Annotated in this window: 23 protein-coding genes; 16 read left to right on the top strand and 7 right to left on the bottom strand. The window is 34.6% G+C overall.

The annotated features are described in order from the left end of the window. Positions 1-81: 81 nt before the first annotated feature. Both FHP04_RS06070 and dapF read right to left on the bottom strand, forming a co-directional pair. On the bottom strand, positions 82-609 hold the full coding sequence (locus tag FHP04_RS06070) for a GNAT family N-acetyltransferase (RefSeq protein WP_139855110.1): 528 nt from the start codon (positions 607-609) through the stop codon (positions 82-84). Beyond that, positions 606-1,379 carry a diaminopimelate epimerase gene (gene dapF, locus FHP04_RS06065; protein ID WP_139855109.1) on the bottom strand — a complete coding sequence of 258 codons (774 nt, stop codon included), beginning with the start codon at positions 1,377-1,379 and terminating at the stop codon, positions 606-608. The genes FHP04_RS06070 and dapF overlap by 4 nt, the downstream gene beginning before the upstream one ends. Positions 1,380-1,639: 260 nt before the next feature. Between dapF and FHP04_RS06060 the strand changes: the two genes are divergently transcribed. From FHP04_RS06060 to FHP04_RS06005, 12 genes are all read left to right on the top strand, one after another. Beyond that, positions 1,640-3,028, top strand: coding sequence for a trypsin-like peptidase domain-containing protein (locus FHP04_RS06060; RefSeq protein ID WP_139855108.1), 1,389 nt, complete (start codon positions 1,640-1,642; stop codon positions 3,026-3,028). A 221-nt stretch (positions 3,029-3,249) separates the two neighbouring features. Beyond that, complete coding sequence (locus FHP04_RS06055) at positions 3,250-4,698, top strand: glyceraldehyde-3-phosphate dehydrogenase (protein ID WP_139855107.1); 1,449 nt, start codon at positions 3,250-3,252, stop codon at positions 4,696-4,698. A 174-nt stretch (positions 4,699-4,872) separates the two neighbouring features. Further along, positions 4,873-6,027 (top strand): DUF748 domain-containing protein, encoded by a 1,155-nt coding sequence (locus FHP04_RS06050; RefSeq protein ID WP_139855106.1) that lies wholly within the window; start codon positions 4,873-4,875, stop codon positions 6,025-6,027. Positions 6,028-6,090: 63 nt separating this feature from the next. Next, positions 6,091-6,765: a tRNA (guanosine(37)-N1)-methyltransferase TrmD gene (trmD, locus tag FHP04_RS06045; RefSeq protein ID WP_139855105.1), complete on the top strand. Its 675-nt coding sequence runs from the start codon at positions 6,091-6,093 to the stop codon at positions 6,763-6,765. A 103-nt stretch (positions 6,766-6,868) separates the two neighbouring features. After that, complete coding sequence (locus tag FHP04_RS06040; protein WP_139855104.1) at positions 6,869-7,441, top strand: cob(I)yrinic acid a,c-diamide adenosyltransferase; 573 nt, start codon at positions 6,869-6,871, stop codon at positions 7,439-7,441. Between the two features lie 195 nt (positions 7,442-7,636). Then, positions 7,637-7,858 (top strand): DUF2795 domain-containing protein, encoded by a 222-nt coding sequence (locus tag FHP04_RS06035; protein ID WP_014782927.1) that lies wholly within the window; start codon positions 7,637-7,639, stop codon positions 7,856-7,858. 237 nt (positions 7,859-8,095) lie between these two features. Then, on the top strand, positions 8,096-11,455 hold the full coding sequence (secA, locus tag FHP04_RS06030; RefSeq protein WP_139855103.1) for a preprotein translocase subunit SecA: 3,360 nt from the start codon (positions 8,096-8,098) through the stop codon (positions 11,453-11,455). Between the two features lie 105 nt (positions 11,456-11,560). Next, complete coding sequence (locus FHP04_RS06025) at positions 11,561-12,037, top strand: DUF4199 domain-containing protein (RefSeq protein WP_139855102.1); 477 nt, start codon at positions 11,561-11,563, stop codon at positions 12,035-12,037. An 89-nt stretch (positions 12,038-12,126) separates the two neighbouring features. Next, complete coding sequence (locus FHP04_RS06020; RefSeq protein WP_158319120.1) at positions 12,127-13,629, top strand: helix-turn-helix domain-containing protein; 1,503 nt, start codon at positions 12,127-12,129, stop codon at positions 13,627-13,629. Further along, positions 13,626-14,756 carry a tetratricopeptide repeat protein gene (locus FHP04_RS06015; protein ID WP_139855100.1) on the top strand — a complete coding sequence of 377 codons (1,131 nt, stop codon included), beginning with the start codon at positions 13,626-13,628 and terminating at the stop codon, positions 14,754-14,756. Before FHP04_RS06020 ends, FHP04_RS06015 begins: the two co-directional genes overlap by 4 nt. Positions 14,757-14,921: 165 nt before the next feature. Next, complete coding sequence (locus FHP04_RS06010) at positions 14,922-16,214, top strand: T9SS type A sorting domain-containing protein (RefSeq protein ID WP_139855099.1); 1,293 nt, start codon at positions 14,922-14,924, stop codon at positions 16,212-16,214. 389 nt (positions 16,215-16,603) lie between these two features. Next, a complete protein-coding gene (locus FHP04_RS06005) occupies positions 16,604-17,137 on the top strand; it encodes a DUF2383 domain-containing protein (protein ID WP_139855098.1) in 534 nt (177 codons plus the stop codon). 51 nt (positions 17,138-17,188) lie between these two features. Here FHP04_RS06005 and FHP04_RS06000 read toward each other — a convergent pair whose 3' ends face one another. Then, positions 17,189-17,617, bottom strand: coding sequence for an organic hydroperoxide resistance protein (locus FHP04_RS06000; RefSeq protein WP_139855097.1), 429 nt, complete (start codon positions 17,615-17,617; stop codon positions 17,189-17,191). A 93-nt stretch (positions 17,618-17,710) separates the two neighbouring features. Between FHP04_RS06000 and meaB the strand changes: the two genes are divergently transcribed. Then, entirely contained in the window at positions 17,711-18,790 is a 1,080-nt protein-coding gene (gene meaB, locus FHP04_RS05995; RefSeq protein ID WP_139855096.1) for a methylmalonyl Co-A mutase-associated GTPase MeaB, read from the top strand. Between the two features lie 2 nt (positions 18,791-18,792). On the opposite strand, the gene FHP04_RS05990 is transcribed toward meaB, so the two are convergent. Next, on the bottom strand, positions 18,793-19,734 hold the full coding sequence (locus tag FHP04_RS05990) for an NAD-dependent epimerase/dehydratase family protein (protein ID WP_139855095.1): 942 nt from the start codon (positions 19,732-19,734) through the stop codon (positions 18,793-18,795). 266 nt (positions 19,735-20,000) lie between these two features. Between FHP04_RS05990 and FHP04_RS05985 the strand changes: the two genes are divergently transcribed. The 3 genes from FHP04_RS05985 to FHP04_RS05975 are packed head-to-tail and all read left to right on the top strand — an operon-like array spanning position 20,001 to position 22,976. After that, complete coding sequence (locus FHP04_RS05985) at positions 20,001-20,711, top strand: glycosyltransferase family 2 protein (protein ID WP_139855094.1); 711 nt, start codon at positions 20,001-20,003, stop codon at positions 20,709-20,711. Next, complete coding sequence (locus FHP04_RS05980; protein WP_139855093.1) at positions 20,708-21,340, top strand: lipid-A-disaccharide synthase N-terminal domain-containing protein; 633 nt, start codon at positions 20,708-20,710, stop codon at positions 21,338-21,340. The genes FHP04_RS05985 and FHP04_RS05980 overlap by 4 nt, the downstream gene beginning before the upstream one ends. Beyond that, entirely contained in the window at positions 21,330-22,976 is a 1,647-nt protein-coding gene (locus FHP04_RS05975; protein ID WP_139855092.1) for an ArnT family glycosyltransferase, read from the top strand. The genes FHP04_RS05980 and FHP04_RS05975 overlap by 11 nt, the downstream gene beginning before the upstream one ends. A 107-nt stretch (positions 22,977-23,083) precedes the next feature. Here the strand turns inward: FHP04_RS05975 and FHP04_RS05970 are convergent, their stop codons facing one another. From FHP04_RS05970 to FHP04_RS05960, 3 genes are all read right to left on the bottom strand, one after another. Beyond that, the gene (locus FHP04_RS05970) at positions 23,084-23,650 is read right to left on the bottom strand and encodes a phosphatase PAP2 family protein (RefSeq protein WP_139855091.1); all 567 of its coding nucleotides are present in this window, start codon (positions 23,648-23,650) and stop codon (positions 23,084-23,086) included. A gap of 93 nt (positions 23,651-23,743) precedes the next feature. After that, entirely contained in the window at positions 23,744-23,974 is a 231-nt protein-coding gene (locus FHP04_RS05965; protein WP_139855090.1) for a hypothetical protein, read from the bottom strand. Positions 23,975-24,042: 68 nt separating this feature from the next. Next, positions 24,043-25,422 (bottom strand): MATE family efflux transporter, encoded by a 1,380-nt coding sequence (locus FHP04_RS05960; protein ID WP_139855089.1) that lies wholly within the window; start codon positions 25,420-25,422, stop codon positions 24,043-24,045. Positions 25,423-25,479 lie beyond the last annotated feature (57 nt).

Below are 25,479 nucleotides of genomic sequence, written 5' to 3'. Positions count from 1 at the left end.
TTGATTATGGATTGACTAGTTATAATTGTTTAATTGGGCAAGTAGGTTTAGTAAACCTCAATTGGCAGTGCCTAACGAAAGTTAATCTTGAATGCGTTGATAAATATATTCACTTTTGAATTTCCTGTCGGAATAAATCCAATCTTTTTTAATTCCGTTTTGTAAGAAACCTGCTTTTTCAAAAAGTTTCATACTCCCTATATTATCTTCAGTAATTCCTGCGTGAATTTGATGAAGATTTAAATGCTTAAAAGCATAATTACAGGTTAGCTCTAACGCTTCATAAGCAAAACCTTTTCGTTTATTTTCATCTGAAAATATAACAATCCCCACTCCTGCTCTTTGATGTTTGGGATCAAAATCGAAAAGATCTATAAAGCCGATAATGGATTCATCATCAGTTTTACAAATTGTTAAACGCAATTGCTTTACATCGTAAATGTCGCGATGACTGTTTTGTAAATATTGTTGTAGAATAAATCTAGAAAAAGGTGTAGTAGTATTACTAACCTCCCAAAGCGACTCAGTGTTTTCTAAAATATAGAGAAAATCTATATCGGAAGGTTCTAAAGCACGTAAATATAAATTCTCTCCTATTAGTGTCTTCATTTCCAAATTCCTTTAAAAACTTGAGTTGCTGGCCCTTCTAAATATACATTCTCATAACCCTTAGCAGTTTTTTCAAAACTAACTTGAAGGTTTCCTCCTGGGGTGATTAATGAAATATTGTTATTGGATGTCTTTCCAGTTTCAAACATTGCAATTGCTACAGCTGTAACTCCTGTTCCACAAGACAGTGTTTCATCTTCTACACCGCGCTCAAAAGTTCTAACTGAAAAAGTGTCAGGATTTTCTTGTTCAACAAAATTTACGTTTGAACCTTCTTTACCATAAATATTATTGCGGATTTCTTTTCCTTGTGCAAAAACATTGAATGCCTTAAGGTTGGAAACCAATTGAACGTGATGTGGCGATCCCGTATTTAAGAAGGTATAATTTTCTGAAGTATTTATTGATTCAATATCATTCATCTTCAAAGAAACCCAATCATCTTCAACTGTTGCTTCATGCAAACCATCTACAGCTTCAAAAGTTGTGTTTTTTGAAATAATCCCTAAAAACTTTGCAAAGTGCACTATGCATCTTCCTCCGTTACCACACATTGTACTTAAGTTTCCATCACTATTATAGTACACCATTGTAAAATCTGCCGATGGATTGTTTTCTAATAATAATAAGCCGTCTGCACCAACGCCGAAACGACGGTCACAAATTTTTGCTACAAGAGCTGTATCTTCTTTCGGGAAAAACAAATCGCGATTATCTATAATCACAAAATCATTTCCTGTTCCTTGGTATTTGTAAAAGGTGAATTCCATATCCGCGCAAAGATATAAAAAGCCACTACGAGTTGGAGGATAGTAATTGAGTTAAATACAAGTTAAAAGAGGTTTTATGGCACACTATTTTCAGGCTATGCATGTTAAATTTGTTAAGCTGTGATAAAATTCGTTAGCAAAATGATTTTTCAATATATCTTACTCTTAGACAAGAAACATCTGAATTGCCGAATGATACAGCGAAAATCAAAATCTCATTTGATTTAAAAAATTAGTATTAATTAAAAAAATGTTATACAATGAAACAAACATTCCGTTTATTTCTAGTAGCGCTATTTGCGGGCGCCATTACACTAGGAGGCTATAAGTATCTAGAAGACGAAGAGCGTATTTCATTTGCTCCGCAAGAAACATCAAAATTTATCCCTACTACCTATCTAGGAACTGCAGCTGAAATGAGTACCGATTTTACCGAAGCTGCCGAAAAAACAGTTCACGCAGTAGTTCACGTAAAAAACATAACAGTAAGTAGACAACCTACCAATATATTCGAGTTTTTTCAAGGTGGTGGTCAGCCACGAGCTATGGTAGGTAGTGGTAGCGGAGTGATTATCTCGCCTGATGGATATATTATTACCAACAACCACGTAATTGCCAATGCTTCAAATCTAGAGGTTACTTTAAATAACAATAAGGTGTATAAAGCAAAACTAATAGGTACAGACCCTTCAACAGATATTGCGCTTTTAAAAATTGATGATGATGAAAAACTTCCTTTTATCCCCTTTGGAGATTCAAACAATATAAAGATTGGCGAATGGGTTCTTGCAGTAGGAAATCCATTTAATCTTACTTCAACAGTAACAGCTGGAATTATTAGTGCTAAAGCACGTGATTTAAATCAATTTGACGGGAATCCACAATCGTTCATTCAAACTGATGCTGCTGTAAATCGCGGAAATAGTGGTGGTGCTTTGGTGAATACAAGAGGTGAATTAATTGGAATAAACACCGCAATAACTTCAGAAACTGGAAGTTTTGTTGGATACTCCTTTGCTGTACCTTCAAACAATGCACGAAAAGTAATTGAAGATATTCTTGAATATGGAAATGTACAACGCGGAATTTTGGGAATCCAAGTTGGCAACATAAATCCTCAAATCGCAGAAGAATATGGAATAAACGATACAGAAGGAGTATTTGTTGGAGGCATAGAAAAAGGAAGCGGTGCAGACAAAGCTGGAATAAAAGAAGGTGATGTTATTAAGCGATTAGATGGTTTTAAAGTTTCAAAATTTGCAGATCTTTCAGGGTATTTAGGTTCTAAAAGACCTAACGATGTGGTTGAAGTTACTGTACTTCGCAACGGAAATGAAAAAACTCTAGCAGTTAAACTAATAAAGCTAGAAACATTTTCAATGGATGATTTAGGATTAGAAGTAAAGAATATTACTGCTGAAGAATTAAAAGAACGCGGACTTAAAAACGGAGTAATTGTAACTCGTGCACTTACCCCTGAAATCGCTCAATACAAGCTTGAAGGCATAATAATTACAAAAATCAACGATGAAACCGTAAAAGACATTGATGATGTAAAGCGAATTATGATGAATCGCAACACCCGTACCCCTATAAAAATGACTTTCATGGATACAGCGGGAAGTATTAACACCTTTATATTTAGATAGATTGTTTTCTGAGAAAAATTAAATCAACTAAATGAAAAAATTGTAGTTGGTTGAACGCAGTCGAGAACGTATAAGTTGTATTTAACTTTTAGTTCTCGACTGTTCTTTTATAGTCTTTTAAATACTTTTCAAGTCACAGGTTTTTATTTACTGTTTATATTTCTTCAAAATGATGAAAAAGAGTACTTTTGCAACAAATTTAAACCCTTAAATCCTTCCTTATGAGTTTTGATGACGTTTATGAAAAAGAACTGTCTTTTCAAACTGATCGCCGAAAAGCTTCAGTAGAATTTATTAAAATCATTAGCGACCTTTGGTACGATAAATCCATTGAATTGGTGCTTTTCCGCAACCAACTTATAGACCGCAATGTGAGCGAAATATTAAACCTTCACGAATATGCGGGTGAATTTGTACAAAAGCCAATTTCAATTTTTGACTCTGTTGAAATTGCTCAAGCAATAAAAACGTTAGACCTTCCACCAGCTAAATTAGACATTGGAAAACTTACTTACGAATTCCACTTGGAGGACGACAAGTATTCAAACGCTCTTGCGTTTGTATCAGCAAAACTAAAAGATGCAAAAGAAGCTAAAACTGTTGTTCCTAAAGACGTAGTGCTTTATGGATTTGGTCGTATTGGTCGTTTATTAGCTCGTGAGCTTATGGGTCGTACTGGTCAAGGTAACCAACTTCGCCTTCGTGCAATTGTAGTTCGCGGAAACGTAGATCAAACTGTATTAGACAAGAGAGCTTCATTACTTCAAAACGACTCTGTTCACGGTGAATTCCCAGGAACTGTTCGTACAGATCTTGAAAACAGCGCGTTAATCATTAACGGTACTACAGTTCATATCATTTCAGCAAATAACCCTGAAGATATCGACTACACTAAATACGGAATTGAAGACGCCTTAATTATTGATAACACAGGAGCTTTCCGTGATAAAGAAGCTTTAGGCCGTCACTTAAAAGCTAAAGGTGCTTCAAAAGTATTGTTAACTGCTCCAGGGAAAGGAGTTCCAAATATCGTTCACGGTGTAAACCAAAACGAACACGATCCTAATACAACTGATATATTCTCAGCTGCTTCTTGTACTACAAACGCTATTACGCCTATTCTAAAAGCGGTAGAAGATTCTTTCGGTGTAGTTCGTGGTCACTTAGAAACTATTCACGCATACACAAACGACCAGAATCTTGTAGATAATATGCACAAAAAATACCGTCGTGGTCGTGCTGCTGCATTAAACATGGTTATTACTGAAACTGGTGCTGGAAGTGCTGTTGCTAAAGCATTACCAGAATTAGCTGGTAAACTTACAAGTAACGCTATTCGTGTTCCTGTTCCAAATGGTTCACTTGTAGTATTAAACCTTGAGCTTGCTAAGCCAACTTCAGTTGAAGATATTAATTCTGTAATGAAGAAATACGCTTTAGAAGGTGATTTAGTTGAGCAAATTAAATACTCATTAAACAATGAGTTAGTGTCTAGCGACATTGTTGGCTCTTCTGCCCCTGCTATTTACGATAGCAATGCAACTATCGCTACTGAAGATGGTAAAAACGTTGTACTATACATTTGGTATGACAACGAATACGGTTATAGCCACCAAGTAATTCGCCTAGCGAAATACATCGCTCAAGTAAGAAGATTTACTTATTACTAGTAGCTAAATACAAGGGTAAATTTTAAATTCCCTTAGTTTATATCTTTGCGTCCTCACTGATTCTGTGATAAATCATTATCTCGAAATCATTAGGACGCAAAGTTTTTTATGAGTTCATTAACTGAGAATTATTAGGCTTTCTCTCAAATTTGTTTGATTTATATTTAGACTTTCATGTCACTAGAGAAAAAGCGATCTTACTTCAAAAAAAAGCGATTCATAATTCCATTAGCATTTTTAATTCTAATTTTCGCTTTTCGCTTATACCTTCCTTTTTTCTTAAAAAATCATTTAAATAAAACTCTCAATAATATTTCAGGGTATTACGGTGAAGTGGTGGATGTCGATGTTTTTATATTTCGCGGGGCTTACACTATAAAAGGACTACACTTAAATAAAAACACTACAAAATCTCAAAAGCCCCTTCTTAGCATACCTAAAACTGATATTTCTATTGAATGGAAGACGCTGTTTAAAACCAAGTTAGTAAGTGATGTTGTTCTGACTAATCCAGAAGTCGCTTTTTCTTTAAAAGAAAATGAAACAAATGGAATAAACGTAAATGATTGGCCAAAAATCTTTAAAGAGCTCATAATGATAGACATTAACCGTCTTGAAGTTAAACAGGGAAAATTGACTTTCTTGGAAGATTATGAGCAACCCAACATATTTTTTGAAATTAACGATATAGCTCTTTACACCGACAATTTGAGTAATGTTGTTGAAAAGAAAAGACTACTAAACTCCCCTATCCGAGCATCAGGTTTCACCCCTAGCAATGCAAAGGTATTTTTGGAAGGTTATATGAATTTTTCAAAAAAAATCCCTGACATGGATTTGTTTTTCACAGTAGGCAACACAGAAACAAGCAATTTAAATAACTTCACAAATCACTACACAGGTTTAGAATTTAAGCAAGGTAATTTCAGTGTAAAAAGTGAGATAACTGTTATAAACGAAAACATAATAGGTTATGTTAAGCCAATATTTTCAAATACGCAATTAACGGGAAACGCAGAAAACTTTACAGTTGAAATCTGGGATGGATATTCTGAGTTTTTTAATTTTATTTTAAAGAATCAGAACCTTGAAACATTCGAACTAAAAGTGTTTTTTGAAGGAAGTTTAAAAAATGAAAATTCTGATGCTTGGTCAAGTTTTGAAGACATTTTTAAAAATGCGTGGTTAAAAACTTTTTCTAAAACCAACCATGAAATTAAAGATAAACCTATGAAACTCACGCCACAACAAAAACGTGAGTTACGTAAAAAAGCGCGAGATGAAGAACGCGCTAGACGTAAGAAGGAACGAGAAATCAAGAATGGTTGATTTTAAGAGCCAATTCCTTACTTTTACCCTAATTAAAATCACATATCATTTAAGATCATCCCAATGCGAATCGATATAATTACCGTCCTACCTGAATTACTTCAAAGTCCGTTTGAGGCATCTATTTTAAAACGTGCTATAGAAAAAGGATTAGTGGAAGTTCACACCCACAATCTACGCGACTGGTCTACTAATGCCTATAAACAAATAGACGATTATCAATTTGGTGGTGGTGCAGGAATGGTAATGATGATTGAACCTATTGATAAATGTATATCTGAATTAAAAGCAGAAAGAGATTACGACGAAATAATCTATATGACGCCAGATGGGAAAACTTTTAACCAACAAGTTGCCAATGAGCTTTCGCTAAAAGGAAACATTATTATCCTTTGCGGTCACTACAAAGGTGTAGATCAACGTGTTCGCGATCATTTAATCACTAGAGAAATCTCTGTGGGCGATTTTGTGTTAAGCGGTGGCGAACTTGCAGCAGCCTTAGTTTGTGATGCAGTTATCAGATTGCTTCCTGGGGTATTAGGTGATGAAACTAGTGCATTGACAGATTCTTTTCAAGATAATTTATTAGCACCGCCAATCTATACCCGTCCAGCAGAATACAAAGGCTGGACTGTGCCAGAAGTTCTTACTAGTGGTCATGCTGCAAAAATTGAAGAATGGCGTGAAGAACAAGCTTATAAACGCACAAAAGAACGCAGGCCAGATTTATTAGATTAACCTTTTATACAATTACACACTAATTTGTTTCTTACACCAAAGCACTTACTATTTAGTATAGTATTTTGTAAATTTGGTAATCACTAACAAGATTACAATTAAAATGAAAATATATACAAAAACTGGTGATGCAGGTACTACCGCTCTTTTTGGTGGCACACGCGTTCCCAAGCACAATATTAGAATTGAAAGCTACGGAACTGTAGATGAACTAAATTCGTATTTAGGGTTAATTCGCACACAAGATATCGATTCTCGTAGTAAAGAAATTCTCACATTTATTCAAGATAGATTATTTACACTTGGAGCAATTTTAGCTACTGATCCTGCAAAAGCTACTTTAAAAAGTGGAAAAGAGCGGTTAAACATCCCTAAAATTGAAGAAGAAGACATAGTGCTATTGGAAACAGAAATGGACAAAATGAATGATGTACTACCCCCTATGACGCATTTCATCTTGCCAGGTGGCAACACTACAGTGTCATATTGTCACATTGCCCGTACGGTATGCCGTCGAGCTGAACGTCGAGCAACGCTTTTAAATGAAAATGAACCTGTTGACGACCGTGTGCTTATGTATTTAAACCGACTATCTGACTACCTATTTGTACTGGCACGAAAGTTGTCTAAGGATAGCAACGCGGAAGAAACTAAGTGGATTCCGGAAAAATTATAATAGAATTAATTAAAAACTAGAAAAAGCAGAACAACAGCATTTTAGCAAAAATAACTTATTAACAATGCTATATGCAACTGCCTGATAATCAAAGTTTAAAAAACGTTCTTTAAAATATTGTAGAAATAATTTAGTTTTTACTTGACTTTCTAAACTAAAAAATTATTTTTGCAGAAAACTAAAACCTAAAGTGCTATGTACTGGACATTAGAATTAGCATCATATTTAAGCGATGCACCCTGGCCCGCAACCAAAGATGAATTGATTGATTACGCGATCAGGACTGGTGCTCCACTAGAAGTAGTGGAAAACCTTCAGGCAATTGAAGACGAAGGCGACTCTTACGACTCTATTGAAGAGATTTGGGCGGATTATCCTACCGACGACGATTACCTTTGGAACGAGGATGAGTATTAATACCCAAAACATTTTGGGAAACATTAAAAAATAATATAAAAAGTCTCTTCAAAGGGGCTTTTTTTTTATTCAAAATTTATTGAAAATAAACCACTATTTACGAATTCAAAATATAGTATTCGTGTATTTTTGGTGAAAAATTAATTATTGCAGATTCACAAATGTAGGATTCTAAAATAATTCAACATTGACGAAATAGTGCTCTGCATCTGCATCACTTCAAAATAAATTAATATCATGGGAATATTAGATAATGTATTAAAAATATTTGTTGGCGATAAGTCTAAAAAAGACATCGGCCAAATACAACCGTTGGTGAACGAAGTAAAAAAACACGAAGCAGCCCTTGAAAAATTATCCCACGATGAGCTACGCGCAAAATCAGAGTTCTTCAAAAAAGAAATAAAAGACGCTCAAGCCGATATTCAAAAGCAAATTGATGATCTTGAAAAAGCGTCTGAAAACGAAGAAGACATCAATAAAAAAGAAGAAATCTATAATCAAATTGATAAACTTAAAGACGATCGCTACGAGGTAGAAAAAGCGACTCTTACCAAAATTCTTCCTGAAGCTTTTGCTGTTATGAAAGAAACCGCAAAACGCTTTAAAAACAACGAAACAATTACAGTTACCGCTTCACCTTTCGACCGCGAGCTTTCAGCAAGTAAAGACTATGTAACACTTGATGGCGATAAGGCTATTTGGAAAAACTCTTGGGATGCTGCCGGAAAACCTATTACCTGGGATATGGTGCATTACGATGTTCAGCTAATTGGTGGTATTGCACTTCACGAAGGAAAAGTTGCAGAAATGCAAACTGGGGAAGGTAAAACATTAGTTGCTACCCTACCTATGTACCTAAATGCACTTGCCGGAAATGGAGTTCACCTTGTAACCGTAAACGATTATCTTGCAAAACGTGATAGCGCGTGGATGGCACCTTTATTTAATTTCCACGGAATGACAGTGGATTGTATTGACTATCACCGCCCAAACTCTGAAGAAAGAAGAAAAGCATATTTAGCCGATATTACGTACGGAACAAACAACGAGTTTGGTTTCGATTATCTACGTGATAACATGGCTCACTCACCAAACGATCTTGTTCAACGCCCACATCACTACGCAATTGTCGATGAGGTGGATTCTGTATTAATTGACGATGCTCGTACACCACTTATTATTTCAGGACCAGTTCCAGAAGGTGATCGTCACGAATTCAACGAACTTAAACCACAGATTAATAATATCGTTGAGGTTCAGAAAAAATACTTAACAGGTGTTTTAGCCGAAGCGAAAAAACTTATTAAAGAAGGAAACGAAAAAGAAGGTGGTTTCCAATTACTACGTGTTTATCGTGGTTTACCAAAAAACAAGGCACTTATTAAATACCTTTCAGAAGAAGGTGTTAAGCAAATTCTTCAGAAAACGGAGAATCATTATATGAGTGACAACAATCGCGAAATGCCGAAGGTAGATGCCGAGCTTTATTTCGTAATTGATGAGAAAAACAATCAGATAGAACTTACCGACAAAGGTGTAGACTACCTATCAGGCGAAGGAGATTCTAATTTCTTCGTAATGCCAGAAATAGGATTAGAGATAGCTCAAATTGAAGCTAAAGGTCTTTCAAAAGAAGAAGAAGTAGCAGCAAAAGAAGAGCTTTTCCGCGAATTTTCTGTTAAGAGTGAGCGTATCCATACTATGAATCAGCTTTTAAAAGCTTATACGCTTTTTGAAAAAGACGATCAATATGTTGTGATGGATAATAAAGTTATGATTGTAGACGAACAGACCGGTCGTATAATGGATGGTCGTCGTTACAGTGATGGACTTCACCAAGCAATTGAAGCGAAAGAAGATGTGAAAATTGAAGCAATGACTCAAACATTTGCGACAGTTACACTTCAGAATTATTTCCGTATGTATCGCAAACTGTCAGGAATGACGGGTACAGCTGTTACAGAAGCAGGAGAACTTTGGGAAATCTACAAACTTGATGTGGTAGAAATTCCAACCAACCGCCCAATTGCACGTTTTGACCGCGAGGATAAAATTTATAAAACTAAACGTGAAAAATACAACGCTGTTGCCGAAGAGGTTACTGCACTTTCACAAGCAGGGCGTCCTGTACTAATTGGTACTACTTCCGTAGAAATTTCAGAATTATTAAGTAGAATGTTGAGTATTCGTAATATTCCTCATAACGTACTTAACGCGAAACTTCACAAACGTGAAGCAGATATCGTTGCTGAAGCTGGTAAAGCTGGTATTGTAACTATTGCTACAAACATGGCAGGTCGTGGTACCGATATTAAGTTAAGCAAAGAAGTAAAAGATGCCGGTGGACTAGCAATTATAGGTACCGAGCGTCACGATTCACGTCGAGTTGATAGACAGCTACGTGGTCGTAGTGGTCGTCAGGGAGACCCAGGAAGTTCACAATTCTACGTTTCGTTGGAAGACAACCTAATGCGATTATTCGGAAGCGAGCGTATTGCGAAGATGATGGATAGAATGGGCCTGAAAGAAGGCGAAGTTATTCAGCATAAAATGATTTCAAAATCTATTGAACGTGCTCAGAAAAAAGTAGAAGAAAACAACTTTGGTGTTCGTAAAAGACTACTTGAATATGATGATGTAATGAATGCTCAACGTGAAGTTGTTTACAAACGTCGTTACAACGCATTATTCGGAAACAGACTTCGAGTAGATATCGCAAATATGATTTTCGATACTTCTGAAGTGATCACTGAGTCTAACAAACTGGCTCAAGATTTCAAGAATTTTGAGTTCGAACTTATTCGCTACTTCTCAATGAGTTCTCCAATAACTGAAAAGGAATTTGAGAAAATGGATAGTAAGACAATTGCAGGTAAAGTTTACAAAGCTGCTTATGTTCACTATCAAGATAAAATGGCTCGTAACGCTGAAATGGCTTACCCAGTAATTAAGAATGTTTACGAAACTCAAAAAGATATATACAAGCGAATTTTAGTGCCATTTACAGATGGCGTAAAAACACTAAATGTTGCTACAGATCTTGAGAAAGCATATGAAACTGAAGGAAAGCAATTAGTTCACGATTTTGAGAAAAACATCACCCTTGCTATTATAGACGATGCTTGGAAAACACATCTACGTAAAATGGATGAACTTAAGCAATCGGTACAACTTGCGGTTCACGAGCAAAAAGATCCTTTATTAATTTATAAGTTTGAAGCTTTTGAATTGTTTAAGGAGATGATTGAGAAAGTAAATAAAGATGTTATTTCTTTCTTATTCAAAGGTGAGCTACCACAAGAAAACCAACAGCAAATTCAAGAGGCACGTGAAGTTAGACGTAAAGAAAAACTAAGCGAACAGAAAGACGAAATCCCAAATATGGACGAGCGTGCTGCTCAATCTCGTGCGGCCGGAAATACGCAATCACAACAGCAGCAGGTAACTGAAACTATTGTACGCGAACGCCCAAAAATCAATCGTAACGACAAAGTAACCATCAAACACGTTATGAGCGGCGAAAACAAGACCCTGAAATACAAACAAGCCATACCAATGCTTGATAAGGGTGATTGGGTATTGGTAAATGAATAATCGATATTAATTTCTTATAAAATATTAAATCCCGAAACTATTCTTTTCGGGATTTTTTATGTTTAAAAAAGCTATCTTTAGTTGAATTTTCTCAAAATAAGAGCGATGAAAAAAATTTATATAGAAATAAAATGGGCTTTTATTTATAGCATTACACTTTTAGCTTGGATGCTTTTAGAAAATACACTTGGATGGCATCAAGAAAGAATTGCAGATCAGTGGTGGTTGACATTATTATTTAGTCCTTTCGCAGTTTTTATTTATTTACTAGCAATAAGAGAAAAACGAAGAAGAGTTTACGACAGAAAAATGACTTGGCCTCAAGCATTTCTTTCAGGAGCAATTTTGAGTGTTTTTATAGCCCTCCTCACTCCTATTAGCAGTTATATTATAAATAATTATATTACTCCTGAGTTATTTTTTAATGCTATGGATTACTCCACAAAAAATGCAGGTATGACGCAATCGGATGCAAATGAGTACGTTTTGCTTACTACTTATCTATGGCAGTCTCCCATTGGAGCTCTAATTTTTGGGTTAGTAACTGCAGCAATTGTAGCGTTTTTTGTTAGAAAGAAGTAAAAGCCATTGTTTTTGAAAATGGTAACTTTGAGGTAAACTAGTACTAATAGGCTATTTTCTATTTTATGCGATTTTTATTCACTTTTTTAATGGCTTTTTTTATTTCTGCTGCGACCCATGCTCAGGAAAATATTGCCATTAATGATCTGTTAAATGAAGCAAATGCTTCTACGTATTCTCATCCTGAACAGGCAGGAAAAATTGCTTCGTATATAGTTTCCCAAAATGAAAGCGATAAAATTCACGCACAAGCTAAATTAATACTTGCTAAGAGCTATTACGTTCGTGGAATCTACAACACAGCAATAAAAAATGCTTTGGAAGCTAAAGTTCTTGCTCAAAAGACTAACGATGAGGCTATAAAGTTTGAAAACCTAGTTTTCGCCATAAAATTGCTGCGAATCCTAGATTTAGAAACTGTAGCTAAAAAATATGCAAACGAACTAATTTCCTTAAAAAAGCAAACAAAAGATAATGAACTTATCTTAAAAATTGATGGAAAGTTAAAACAAGACGATGCTCTTGTACTTCTAAAAAGTGGCAAGTATTTGGAAGCTGATAAAAGCTTAAAAAACGCAGCGTCTTTAATTTATAAAACTGAAGATAGTATATCAAAAAATGAAATTAAAATTGCAAAGTTTGATTTGCTGCTAAAAAGTGAAAAACTACAGCCAAATGATATAGCTTTAAAAGATTTTGAATCAATAAGCACTTCCGATTTTGAAAAGATACAAGTATTAGATATTATTGGAAGACAATATTTTCACGACAAGGAATACCAAAAAGCTATTTCAAGTTTTGAAGATGCTTTAGCGCTTTCTATTAACCTCCCTAATATTCAATTCAAAAATAAAAGCTTAGAAGGCTTATCTCTAAGCTATTTAGCTCTGGAAGACACTGATAGCTTCTTTAAATACAAACAGCAATCAAATTTGGTTTCAACACAAATTGTAACCGATAAAAATCTAGCTACAAATACAGTCTTTAATTTCATTAATTCATATTTAAATGAAATTTCAGAAAGTAAAGTTCATGAATCTTATACTTCAATTTACGTTTTAGCTGGTTTATTAATTCTACTGATTTTAATCGGTGTTAGTATAAATTATATGTACACCTCAAAAGCGAAAGAATATTTAACGATTTATAAATATATTTCTCCTAAACAAACTGATGAAAAACATCAACCTAAAGTTGAGAACATTGATAAAAGTTCTATTATCCCAGTAGAAACAGAGCAAATGCTTCTTCAAAAGCTCTCTAAGTTTGAAATGGGGAAAAAGTTTACTAAACAAGACATGAGTATTGCATTATTAGCTTCTCAATTTGATACAAATACTAAATATCTCTCAGAAGTAATTAATAGGCATAAAGGAAAAAACTTTAATGGATACATCAACGAACTGCGCATCAACTACATCATAGAAAAGCTTAAAACAGATCCCATTTATTTCAACTATAAAATAAGCTATCTAGCCGAAGAATGTGGCTTTTCATCACACAGCAGTTTTACTACGGTTTTTAAATCGGTTACCGGTATTTCTCCTACCAAGTTCATGAATTACCTACAACATCAAAAAGAATCGGCATGAGAATAGAAGGTTTTTTAAAAGTCGTTTTGTATTTTCTTCTGTTGTTATCAGGAATGAATTCTGTTGCTCAAAAAGAGTTAGATAGTAGTATAACTGCCTCAAAGAATAAAATATTTGAAGATCCAAATAAGGCTATTTCAATTGGGAATGAAATATATCTAAAAGCAACACAGCCAGAAACTAAGGTTAACGCTTTAATGCTTATAAGCAACGCTTACCTTTCTAAAAGAGATAATTTAAAATCGCTTGAATACGCTTTAAAATCCCGTGAATTTTTAAATGAAATAAGCAGTATAAGAACTCGTATAAACGTGTTGAATACAATAGGGATGCAACATCAGCAACTTCGAATATACGACAAGTCTATTGAGTATTTAGATGAGGCACTACAATTGTCTAAACAAATTACTAATCCAGATAGCCTTGCTTCTTTATTGGGATACAACTACACTATTCGCGGCTTTATTTATCGTGAGCAGATGAGTTGCGAAATTGCTTTAAACTATTTTGAAAAAGCTTTTAATGAGTTCGAAAAAAAATCTGAAGACAAAACAATGATTGCTAACTTGAGTACAATCACTTACAACAAAGGCAATTGTTTTCTTCAGCTTTCACAAGTTGATTCGGCTCGAGTTAATTTCAATAAATCAATAATCTACGCAGAAGAGGTTGGCGCAAAAAGTTTATATGCTTTTGCTAAAAAAGGTTTAAGTGAAGTTTATACAATTGAGGGAAAATATACCAAAGCCATAAAAGAATTAAAGGAAGCTGAGGAAGCTTCAAGTAATGTTGGCGATTTAATTTTAAATCAAGGTATCTATAAAAACTTATCCGATAATTATCTCGCAATAAACGATCATAAATTTTACAATTTATATTTCAAAAAATATTCAGAAGTCCAAAAGCGAATTAGTGAAAAAGAGCAAACAACTATTAACTCTTCAATAAATAATCTAATTGAAGAAAGTTACTCATCCACTGAAAAAACACTATCAAATTTAAATATTGTTTGGTGGGTACTAATAGTATTAATATTAACTTCAATTATAATTTTTGGAAGTCTCAGTATTAAAAATCATAAAAAATACAAAGAAGCCAAGGAAAAATTAGAAACTTTGAAGGCATAGTCTATCAAATCCTCTTTTGACGTTTAACACCTGTAAATTAGTTTGTTGAAAGGATTTTATCCTTTCAAATTTCGTGAATTTAAAAAGGACTACCTTTTTATTAAAGAAAAATATAGCCTACATTCGACATCGTTAAACTCAATTTAATTTATCTAAAATTTAAGAATGAAAAAAAATACTTTTTTAATCAAAAGTTTGTTTTTAGGAGCTGCACTTTTTTTTGCCTCTAATACGCAAGCGCAAGTAGAATTAAAAATACTTACCGAAATGGGTACTCGTTTTAACGATGTTAACGATAGCGGGACAGGAATAACGCAAGACCAATATTATGATTTTGGAACAGATGCATTGACCGATATTGAACCGGAAGCCACCGGGCTTAACGCCATAAACAATAATGGCGAGGTATCGGGCTCCATGTATTATGACGAACCTAATTTTATCCTTCAGCCCGCAGTAAAGAAAGACAACGTTTGGGTACCCATTGGTTGGTTTCCCGATTCAAATCCTTCGGAATCTTCATTTAGCACCTATGGCATTTCTCCCAATGGAAAATACGTTACAGGGCAAATGAGCAAAGGGTGTTGTGATTTCGGAACGTTTTTGTACGATACCGAAACCCAGGAACTTTTTGAAATATTCGATCCAAATGGCGAGGCATTGGCAGGCTATACCGTGAATAACGACGGTATTGTTGGCGGTTGGTTGGACCAACCCAACAGTGGCGGAACCTTGCGCGTTCCTGCATATTTTAATAAAGATGGGGAAATTAATTTGATTCCCGACGGCCAATCGCCAACCATACAAGTTAATGCAATAAACGATATAAATTCCTCAAATATCATGGTGGGCGATTTTGATGGCCAGCCTTTTATATTTGATTTGGCAACGGAGACCTTTACAACTTTTGCAGCCCCAAGCGGTAATTCGGCAACTTTCACCAGTATTTCTGACAATGGCATTGCCGTGGGTTATGACGACGTGGATTTTCAGGTAAGGGAAGCCATTATTTACCATCCCAATTTAGGAAGCCAACCAGTATATTTGAAAGACGTGCTATCAGATTTGGGCGTGTCCATTAATACTCACGATGGAATGATGGGTACCGCCATTGCAGTTTCCCCAAACGGAAATTATGTGGTAGGTTGGGTAAACGGACCTCCAATGTTTGCAGAGGGATGGATTGTAAATCTTGACGACTTAATACTAGGAACAACTACATTAGAAACTACAATTGTTTCTTACTACCCTAATCCTGTGAAAGATGTACTAAACTTAAATACTAAAGAAACGATTAACTCGGTTGCTGTTTACAATGTAACAGGTCAAAAAGTTGCTAACGTAAGTATAAGCGAAAACAATACTCAAGTAGATTTCTCAAATCTTGCATCTGGTGTTTACTTCGTAGAAGTAAAAAGCAATGGAAGTGTAGAAAACTTAAAAGTAGTTAAAGAATAATTAGACTCCCCCTCTAGTTTTTATTAACCATAAGCCTCTTTTTAAATTTTAAAAAGAGGCTTATTTATTCTCCTTTTATAAGACGCTCTTATAGGAATAAAAACTTCCTATAAATGACATCTTTTTTGGTATAGATAAATCAATAAAAAGCCATTAGCAGATGATCTTTGAAATAGCAATAAATCGAATATTTTATTTTTTTTGAAAAATTTTAAATCAAAAATTTACACAAAAAACAGGAACCTCTTAATACCTCTAACAGATACTCATAAAAAACGTTAAAATAATTGAATTTTTTATAATAAAAATAAGATAATATTACAAAACATTTAAGATATAAAATTTCAAATACCGCTTATTTATATTAACTTTGATAAAATCGAAAAAATATGAAACAGAAATACGCAGACTTCGATAAACTTAACCGTTTACTGGTGGCATGTTTTGAAGCAGAAAAGTTGTATTACAATGCTGCTCAAGATGCTCAAACTACGGAATTAAAGCGGTTTTTGAACTATATGGCTGTTGAGAGAAACAGGATGAGTCATGATATCAGCAACGAACTTCACTCCCGTGATATCGAACCTTTGAAAGAAGATTCTAACAAGGGTAATTTAGACCGTACTTGGCAAGAAATAAAAGAAGCTTTAGAAAATTTTCACGCTGAATCAATTGTAAACTCTTGTATTAGCCGAGATCGTAATAACATTAAACGATACGACGAACTTTTAGAGCGAAGAGAATTACCAGATGGTATTCTTGAGTTACTTGAAAAACACAAGTATCAGTTAGAATGGTATATAAAACAAGCTAAACAACACACAAAGAAATGTCCATTTATTGAAGGCAAAAAAGAAGAACAGCCTCAAGACGAGAATAAAGGAAAAAATGATGGCAAAGTCATTAATCTTAAAGCAATGTAATAAAAAAAGCCCTGAAAATCAGGGCTTTTTTTTATTGCTAAAATTTTATTCTTATTCGTCTAACAACAAATTCAAAGTTACAGTAATATTATCACGGGTTGCTCTAGAATAAGGACATACTTCGTGAGCTTTATTCACTAAGTCTTCTCCTGTCTTAACATCCACTCCTGGTATATAACAATCTAAAGTAGCCTTTAGCTGAAGGTTGTTTTCTTTTGTCATACCAATTTCAATATTTGCAGTTACGCTCACATCTCCATCAAGTTCAACTTTTTCTCTCTCAGCTACTAATTGTAGTGCTCCACCAAAGCAAGCTGCATAAGCACTTCCAAATAGCTGCTCAGGGTTAGTTCCTTTTCCACCGTCGCCACCTAGACCTTTAGGAGTTGAAAGTTCTAAATCTATCTTTTTATCTTCTGAGGACACATGACCTTTTCTTCCTCCTACTGCTGTAGATGAGGCTTCATATAACTTTTTCATTTCTTTGAATTTTTATTAATATTAAATTCCAATATACTACGTTAAACCCGTTTTTAAAAAAACATATTCATAAATTTGTCCTAAATTCACAGTGTGGCTAAAAAGATAAAAAATACAAGTGCTTTAAAAGAGAAAAAAGGCGTTCCACAACCTAATACATTGAATATGGAGGTTGTAAATAAACTTCGTGCTCGAAAAAAGAAAGAATTAACAGTTGAGGGTTTGGTTTCAGGAATTTTAAATGGAAATCAAACTGCCTTAAGCCAAGGAATTACTATAATTGAAAGCAAGGCTGAAAAACACCAACTCCTAGCTAAAACGCTAATTGAAAAGTCTTTGCCTCACGCAAATAAATCAATCCGTGTTGGAATTACAGGAGTTCCAGGGGTTGGAAAAAGCACATTTATTGAAAGTTTCGGAAAGTTATTAATTTCCAAAGGCAAAAGAGTTGCAGCACTTACGGTAGATCCTAGTAGTAGTATTAGCAAAGGAAGTATTCTAGGTGATAAAACCCGAATGGAAGAATTGGTTAAAGAGCCTAATGCGTTTATTCGACCTTCGGCAAGTGGAAGCACTTTAGGCGGCGTAGCGAGAAAAACGCGAGAAACAATTATTTTATGTGAAGCTGCAGGTTTTGATGTTATTTTAATTGAAACTGTTGGTGTTGGACAAAGTGAAACAGCAGTTCACTCTATGACCGATTTCTTCTTACTACTAAAACTCGCTGGTGCAGGTGATGAATTACAAGGAATTAAACGCGGTATTATGGAAATGGCAGATTCTATTGTGATTAATAAAGCTGATGGGGAAAATCTCAAGGCCGCCAAGATGGCTAAAAATGAATTTAACCGCGCCCTACACCTCTACCCTCCCAAAGAAAGTGGATGGAATCCAAAAACTCTTTTGTCTAGCGCATTGAATAACGAAGGCATTGAGGAAATCTGGGAAGTTGTTTCTAACTATTTCGAAAAAACTCAGGAAAACGGATATTTTCAACATAAAAGAAAAGAACAGAACAAATTCTGGCTTATGCAAACTATTGAAAGTAGGTTGAAAAGTGATTTTTATGCTAGACCTTCAATTAAAATTGAATTAGAAAAGCAATTAATCGCTATTGATGAAAATAGAACAACCCCTTTTGAAGCTGCTGAAAAGTTACTAAATCTAAAATAATCTTACTTAAAATTCTTTTTAAACCATTCAACTTGAGCTTCTAAGCCTTTGCGTAAATCTGTTTTTGGATTGTAATCTAAAAGATTTCTTGCCTTATCGATATTAGCCTTAGTTCTCGATTGATCCCCTGTACGAGGTGGTTTCTTTTCAAAATTTATTTTTTCTTGAAGAATATCTTCAACCGTCGAAATTCCATCAGCAGTTGTACTTTCTGTTTCAGTTCCTAAATTGAAAACCTCCCCATTGCAAACATCTTCTTTACCGATAACGCTTATAATTCCGTCAACAATGTCTTGCACATAAGTAAAACTACGAAGGTGTTTTTCACTCCCATCAAATAGAGGAAACGGTTTTTTATTTAAAGCACAATCTATTAACCTTGTGTAAAGTTTATCAGGTCTTTCGCGAGGTCCATATACCGAAAATAATCTTAGAGAAGTTGCTTGTAACTTCTTTTCACGGCTTTTTGCCAAAGCTAATTGCTCCGCAGCTAATTTTGTAACACCATACCAAGATGCAGGTTTTGCTGTAGTTGTTTCAGGAAAGGTAGCTTCAAGTCCGTATATTGATGAAGTAGCAATATTTACAAAAAAAGGTTTTTGTGGTAAACTTTCAGTAAATTCTAATAAGCGCTGAGTTGCTAAAATATTATTACTAAAATAATCTTCGAAAGTGGATGTATTTGATATGCCTGGATGTGCAGCAAAATGAAATATATAATCTAAGTTTTCAGGGATTTTACTGCTTAAATCATCAGTTCGTAGGTCTAGTTTTAGAACTTCAATATTTTTTCCCGCTAAGGCTTTTGCATTTAACTCTTTTAACTGCGTATCGTAATAAGGTGAAAAATTATCAACTCCAATTACATCATGACCCACAGCCTTCAATCTTTCTGCAGTATGTGAACCTATAAACCCGGCAGCTCCCGTAACAAGTATTTTCATTTATTTAATTTTCAATCAAGACTGAAGAAAATCACAAACCACAACAAGTAAAATATTTAAATCTCTTTTTACTACTTTAAAGGCTTGTTTACACTTTTCTTTTCCTTGCAAAATAACATCTTTTTAAACAAACACTTTTACCTTTCGCAACTTTACTTTCATTAAACAAAGTAATATTTTGACTATACTTGGTATTCATCAACTAATAAACCTATAAACTTCTCAACTAAAAACTTACATTTGCAGAAATCTTTTCAATTTATTGCATGTACGAATTCACAATCATTGTACCCGTTTATAACGAGGAAGAAAACTTAGAGAGAGTTGAAAAGGAACTATTAGCATATACCAAAATCGCTTCTAAAAAAACATCCATACTGTTTGTCAACGATGGTTCAAGTGATAATAGTCAAACTTTAATTGAAGCTATATGTAAAAGAAATGAAGCTTTTAATTTTATTTCTTTTAAAGATAATCGAGGGTTAAGCGCAGCAATTAAAGCTGGATTTGACACTGTTGAAAGTCCGTTAGTGGGTTATATTGACAGTGATTTACAAACCGACCCAGAAGATTTCAACCTACTTTTAAAACACATTGATGAGTACGATCTTGTTACTGGGGTTCGTGCCGATAGAAAAGACAAGTTTGTAAAAAACATGTCGTCTAAAATTGCAAACGGTATCCGCCGCACATTTACTCACGATGGAATGGACGATACAGGATGTCCTTTAAAAGTTATAAAAACAGACTACGCCAAACGTATTCCTATGTTTAAAGGGCTTCATCGTTTTTTACCTGCAATGATTTTATTACAAAACGGAAAAATTATCCAAGTACCTGTTAAGCATTTTCCTAGAACGGCGGGTACAGCTAAATTCGGGCTATGGAATCGTTTGATTGGGCCTTTAATGGATTGTTTTGCGTACTTATGGATGAAAAAAAAGTACATCAATTACGAGGTTAAAAGTAAAGGATGAGTAGCTGGCTTATTTATAGCATTGGTTTTTTAGCTCAAATTCTTTTTAGCGGAAGACTATTACTTCAATGGATTCTTTCTGAAAAAAGCAAACGAATTATAACTCCTTCCACATTTTGGAAACTAAGTTTATTCGCTTCATTTTTACTTTTTGTTTACGGATATCTAAGAGACGACTTTGCAATAATGCTAGGGCAAGCGCTCACTTATTACATCTATATTCGAAATTTACAACTACAAGGGGAATGGCAGAAATCTCCTAAATTACTGCAAATATTTCTAATTATATTTCCGGTGCTTATTGTAATATTCGCTTATAACAACGGCCAATACGACCTCAATAAGCTTTTTAACAATCAAAATATTCCGTTTTGGTTACTATTACTTGGTATTGTTTCGCAGGTTTTGTTCACCCTAAGGTTTATATATCAATGGATAGTATCAGAAAAAACAAAAAAATCTCAACTTCCAGTTGGATTTTGGAGAATGAGCGTAATCGGAGCTTCACTAATTTTAATCTATGCCATTTTTAGAAAAGATCCTGTGTTATTTGTTGGGCATATAGCTGGATTGGTAATTTATATTCGAAATATTTTCATTTGGAAAAAACAAGTTGATAATGAAAATTGAAAGAAATTATTTAGTGCTTCTTATAATTACTTGCGCAGCCATTTTCTTTGTGAATTTAGGCTCTTTGCCTGTAAATATAATGGAAGCTCGCAATTTCATTACGGCACGTGAAATGCTTACCGATGGCAATTGGCTGCTAACCACAATAAACGGAGAACCACGTTATCAAAAACCTCCATTACCTACTTGGTTAACTGCTTTTTCTGCAGCGATTTTCGGAATAAAATCAGTTTGGGCTTTACGTCTTCCCGCAGCCATAATGTCGCTTATTTTAGTCTTAATCTCATACAAATTTGCACAAAAACTTACATCCGAAAAGCTGTATTCTTTTATCAGCTCGCTTGTTATGGCGACTTCATTTTATATAGTGGCATCTGCACGCGACGGCCAATGGGATATTTACACCCATGGATTTATGATGTTGTGTATTTATATGCTGTATCACTTTTTTACTGAAGACTTAACTAGACATAGTGTAGGAAATCACAAATATCGAAATGCACTTTTAGCAGGACTGTTTTTCGGATTTTCGTTTTTAAGCAAAGGCCCCGTTTCATTTTATGCGTTACTTCTACCCTTTCTAATTTCGTTTGGGATAGTTTATAAGTTTAGAGATTTAAAATCAAGATGGATTCCTTTATTACTTTTTATTGTAGTTGCAGCTATTGTTTCTAGTTGGTGGCATTGGTACACCCTTACTTTTGATCCTGTGGCAATAGAAATCACCAAAAAAGAAACTACCAACTGGATTAGTTACGAAATAAAACCGTTTTATTACTATTGGAGCTTTTTTACACAAAGTGGAGTTTGGACTATCCCAGCGTTTGTAGCATTACTATATCCTTATTTAAAAAATCGCGTATTCAATAAAAAAGCTTATCTCTTTACTTTTCTGTGGACAATAATTTCAGTTGTCTTACTTTCTTTAATACCAGAAAAAAAATCGAGATACTTATTACCCGTTCTTATTCCAATGGCGCTAAACACTGGATTTTATATTGAATATCTTTTCAGAAGGTTTAAAGAATTAACTGACAAAAAAGAAACAATTCCAGTTTATTTTAACTTCGGACTTATTGCCTTAATAGGAATAATTTTTCCTATTGGCGGATATATTTTTCTGAAAGATGGTCTTGAAGGGAATTGGCTTTGGTTTGTGCTTCTTTCAATAACGCTTTTGATAATTGGAGTTTTTATGTTCAGAAACCTCTTCAGAAGAAAAATTTCAAATGTATTCTATTTAACAATTGCATTTATTGTTACTGTTATTTGGTTTGGACTACCGCTAAGTAATGCTATTACAAACAATCCTGAATACAAATCGTTTTCTGAATTAAATGCTTTTGGTAAAACTGAAGGATTAAGTATTTATGAGTTTTCTGATATGACTCCGGAGCTTATTTGGGATTACGGTGAAAAGATGACGATTTTAAAAAAAGATAATAATGTTGTGATTCCAGAAGAAAGCAAGTTTGGTGTTATGGTTTCTGAAAACAATCTAGAAAACTTCAATAATACTTTTGCCGATTATCACAAAGAACTTGTGGAGCGATACGACATGAATCCAAAAGGTTCCGACAGCCGCACTCACAAAAATAGATTGTATAGAGATTTATTTATTGTATCGAAAAAATGACGAATTCAAACCTGACAGGTTTTAAAAACCTGTCAGGTTTACAGAAAGTCAAGAATTAAATTTTCGTTGTAAAAAAGAGGTTCCGACTACGCTCAACCTGACATCTTTTAGGTATTGAACTTACGTTGTCCCCATTGCTGCAACAAATAAAAGCCCCAGCCTAATAGACCACCAATGGCCATTCCTGTAATAACATCTAAAGGATAGTGAACGCCTAGGTAAATTCGGCTGTATCCTGTCATAATTGCCCATATTAAAAGAAGAAAAGGCAAGTATTTGTACCATTTTTGCAGACTCAATCCTAGAAATACGGCTGCTGCCATTGAACTAGCTGCGTGTGCTGAAAAGTATCCATATCTTCCACAACCATCCGCAACGTAGCGCATAGTTTCTTTAAGCTCGGCTACTTGGCAAGGTCTTGGACGTTTAATTCCGTATTTAAAAAGATTGGCTAGTTGGTCTGTTGCAGTAATCATTAAGGCTACACTTACTATAATTACAAGCATTCCCTTTAATCCGTAATGTTTATGTATTAAATAAAGTAAGACGGCGTATAAAGGAATAGATGACCACTTTTCAGTTACAAAACGCCAAAACCCATCCCAAGAGGTATTTCCTAGGTTATTTAGAAATAAAAATAGTTCGGTGTCGTATTCTAATAATTGGTCGAGCATTTTTTTTTAATTCTTTTGTAAAAATTCAGCTATTCGCTTTCACCACGGATGAAATAACAGTTTAATATTTTCGTGTGCCGTTGTAATCGCTAATTAATCTTCTTCGTACAAGGCAATCTCACGATCGTAAAAATCGGTAGCGCCTTGGATTAAGTTTTCTGCTTCAGCTTCTAATTCTTTTTGATCTTCCTTGTCAAAATCTTCCAGCCATTCTACTTCATCATTTTCAAGGTTTATGATAAAACGAGGAAATTCTGTGTGAATCACAAAAATTGCGTTGGGGTAATCGCTATTGTCGCCTAGTAAGTATTTTGGGAAATCCATTTTTAGATATAAGTTTAGAGTTATGGTTTTTTTTAATTAGGATTCAGTTAAACATTTTCCTACCATTATTATTTTGCAGCCAACCTAATTAATTTCTTCGAAAGATAGTTAAATCTGATGAATAACATAATTCCACTAGCGCTTAGACCAGCTAGTAGCCCTATCCAAATTCCCATACTTTCTAAGGAAGTGTGCATACTTAAGTAATACGAAACTGGGAATCCAATAATCCAATAAGATATAAAGGTTAACACTGTAGGAATTTTCACATCTTGCATTCCGCGTAACGCTCCTAGAGCAACCACTTGTAGCGCATCTGTAAATTGGAAAATAGCAGCAATTATCAACAACTGTGAAGCTAATATTACTACTTCATTGTTATCGGCAAACTGTGCTAAATTATCGTAATCAAGGAATATTTTTGGTAAATCACCATTAAAAATTATAAAACCAGCTACGAAAACTAATGATAAAATAGACGTTAAAAGGAAGATAGAAATGGCTACTCGACGTAACTCCACATAGTTTTTTAAACCTTTCTGATTACCCACTCGAATCATTGCGGCTACACTAAATCCCATTGCCACCATAAAGGTCATAGATGCAAGATTTAGTGCAATCTGATTGGCAGCCTGTGGGTTTTTACCCAATATTCCCGAAAGCCAAACAGCAGAAGTAAAAATCCCGACCTCAAAAAACATTTGCATAGCCGAAGGAAAACCAAGGTTTAAAAGTTTCTTAAGCATTGCTTTACTAAGGGTGAAAATCTTAATTTCGGTAACAAAGAAGCGCGACTTTTCTTTTCGACTTAGCAAATACCATAAAGAACCTACCAACACAACACGCGATGCCAAGGTGCCAATTGCAGCACCAACAACACCTAGCTCTGGTGCACCAAACTTTCCAAAAATGAACATATAGTTTAGTAAAATGTTTACCAAGTTTGCTATTATTGTAGCGTACATAGGAAGTCGTGTCATCGACATTCCATCACTAAACTGTTTAAAAGCTTGAAATATAATCATTGGAACCAATGATGCAGCAACCAAAGTAAGATACGGCATAGCTAAGTCCACAACCTCTGGGGGTTGTTTCATCATATACATCAAAGGTTTTGAGAACATCACTAAGGCAAATAAGGCAATCCCTAAAGCAATACACAAAAATAGTCCGTGCTTAAACGAGGATTTCCCTTTCTCTCTATTCCCTTCTCCATCAGCTTCAGCAACCAAAGGCGTTATGGCTGTAGAAAACCCAATGCCTAAGGACATTGCTACAAACATAAAACTATTTCCAAGGGAAACAGCAGCAAGTTCGGCACTCCCCAACTGCCCAACCATAATATTATCTACCAAGGCTACCACCTGATGTCCCAGCATACCCAAAATAACTGGGGTTGCCAGTTTGGTGTTGTATTTGAATTCGCGAGTATAATCTGAAAGCGCCAAAATTTAAATTTTGCGCAAAGATAGTAGTTGTATAATTTAGAATAGCTTTGTATTTTA

It is taken from the genome of Aequorivita sinensis (assembly GCF_006346335.1).
In the GTDB taxonomy this organism is placed as follows: Bacteria; Bacteroidota; Bacteroidia; order Flavobacteriales; family Flavobacteriaceae; genus Aequorivita; species Aequorivita sinensis.
The sequence above is the reverse complement of the archived record's forward strand: the minus strand, read 5'-3'. Positions and strand labels throughout refer to the sequence as shown.

Bases quoted from the DNA above. Each gene is read 5' to 3' on its own strand.
- FHP04_RS05965 (WP_139855090.1), bottom strand. From the start codon at position 23,974: ATGGATTTCCCAAAATACTTACTAGGCGACAATAGCGATTACCCCAAC.
- FHP04_RS06010 (WP_139855099.1), top strand. From the start codon at position 14,922: ATGAAAAAAAATACTTTTTTAATCAAAAGTTTGTTTTTAGGAGCTGCA.
- dapF (WP_139855109.1), bottom strand. From the start codon at position 1,379: ATGGAATTCACCTTTTACAAATACCAAGGAACAGGAAATGATTTTGTG.
- FHP04_RS06005 (WP_139855098.1), top strand. From the start codon at position 16,604: ATGAAACAGAAATACGCAGACTTCGATAAACTTAACCGTTTACTGGTG.
- FHP04_RS05990 (WP_139855095.1), bottom strand. From the start codon at position 19,734: ATGAAAATACTTGTTACGGGAGCTGCCGGGTTTATAGGTTCACATACT.
- FHP04_RS06020 (WP_158319120.1), top strand. From the start codon at position 12,127: ATGGCTTTTTTTATTTCTGCTGCGACCCATGCTCAGGAAAATATTGCC.
- FHP04_RS05985 (WP_139855094.1), top strand. From the start codon at position 20,001: ATGTACGAATTCACAATCATTGTACCCGTTTATAACGAGGAAGAAAAC.
- FHP04_RS06025 (WP_139855102.1), top strand. From the start codon at position 11,561: ATGAAAAAAATTTATATAGAAATAAAATGGGCTTTTATTTATAGCATT.
- FHP04_RS05980 (WP_139855093.1), top strand. From the start codon at position 20,708: ATGAGTAGCTGGCTTATTTATAGCATTGGTTTTTTAGCTCAAATTCTT.
- FHP04_RS06070 (WP_139855110.1), bottom strand. From the start codon at position 609: ATGAAGACACTAATAGGAGAGAATTTATATTTACGTGCTTTAGAACCT.
- FHP04_RS06060 (WP_139855108.1), top strand. From the start codon at position 1,640: ATGAAACAAACATTCCGTTTATTTCTAGTAGCGCTATTTGCGGGCGCC.
- FHP04_RS06015 (WP_139855100.1), top strand. From the start codon at position 13,626: ATGAGAATAGAAGGTTTTTTAAAAGTCGTTTTGTATTTTCTTCTGTTG.
- FHP04_RS05975 (WP_139855092.1), top strand. From the start codon at position 21,330: ATGAAAATTGAAAGAAATTATTTAGTGCTTCTTATAATTACTTGCGCA.
- FHP04_RS05970 (WP_139855091.1), bottom strand. From the start codon at position 23,650: ATGCTCGACCAATTATTAGAATACGACACCGAACTATTTTTATTTCTA.
- FHP04_RS06040 (WP_139855104.1), top strand. From the start codon at position 6,869: ATGAAAATATATACAAAAACTGGTGATGCAGGTACTACCGCTCTTTTT.
- FHP04_RS06000 (WP_139855097.1), bottom strand. From the start codon at position 17,617: ATGAAAAAGTTATATGAAGCCTCATCTACAGCAGTAGGAGGAAGAAAA.
- FHP04_RS06055 (WP_139855107.1), top strand. From the start codon at position 3,250: ATGAGTTTTGATGACGTTTATGAAAAAGAACTGTCTTTTCAAACTGAT.
- trmD (WP_139855105.1), top strand. From the start codon at position 6,091: ATGCGAATCGATATAATTACCGTCCTACCTGAATTACTTCAAAGTCCG.
- FHP04_RS06035 (WP_014782927.1), top strand. From the start codon at position 7,637: ATGTACTGGACATTAGAATTAGCATCATATTTAAGCGATGCACCCTGG.
- secA (WP_139855103.1), top strand. From the start codon at position 8,096: ATGGGAATATTAGATAATGTATTAAAAATATTTGTTGGCGATAAGTCT.
- FHP04_RS06050 (WP_139855106.1), top strand. From the start codon at position 4,873: ATGTCACTAGAGAAAAAGCGATCTTACTTCAAAAAAAAGCGATTCATA.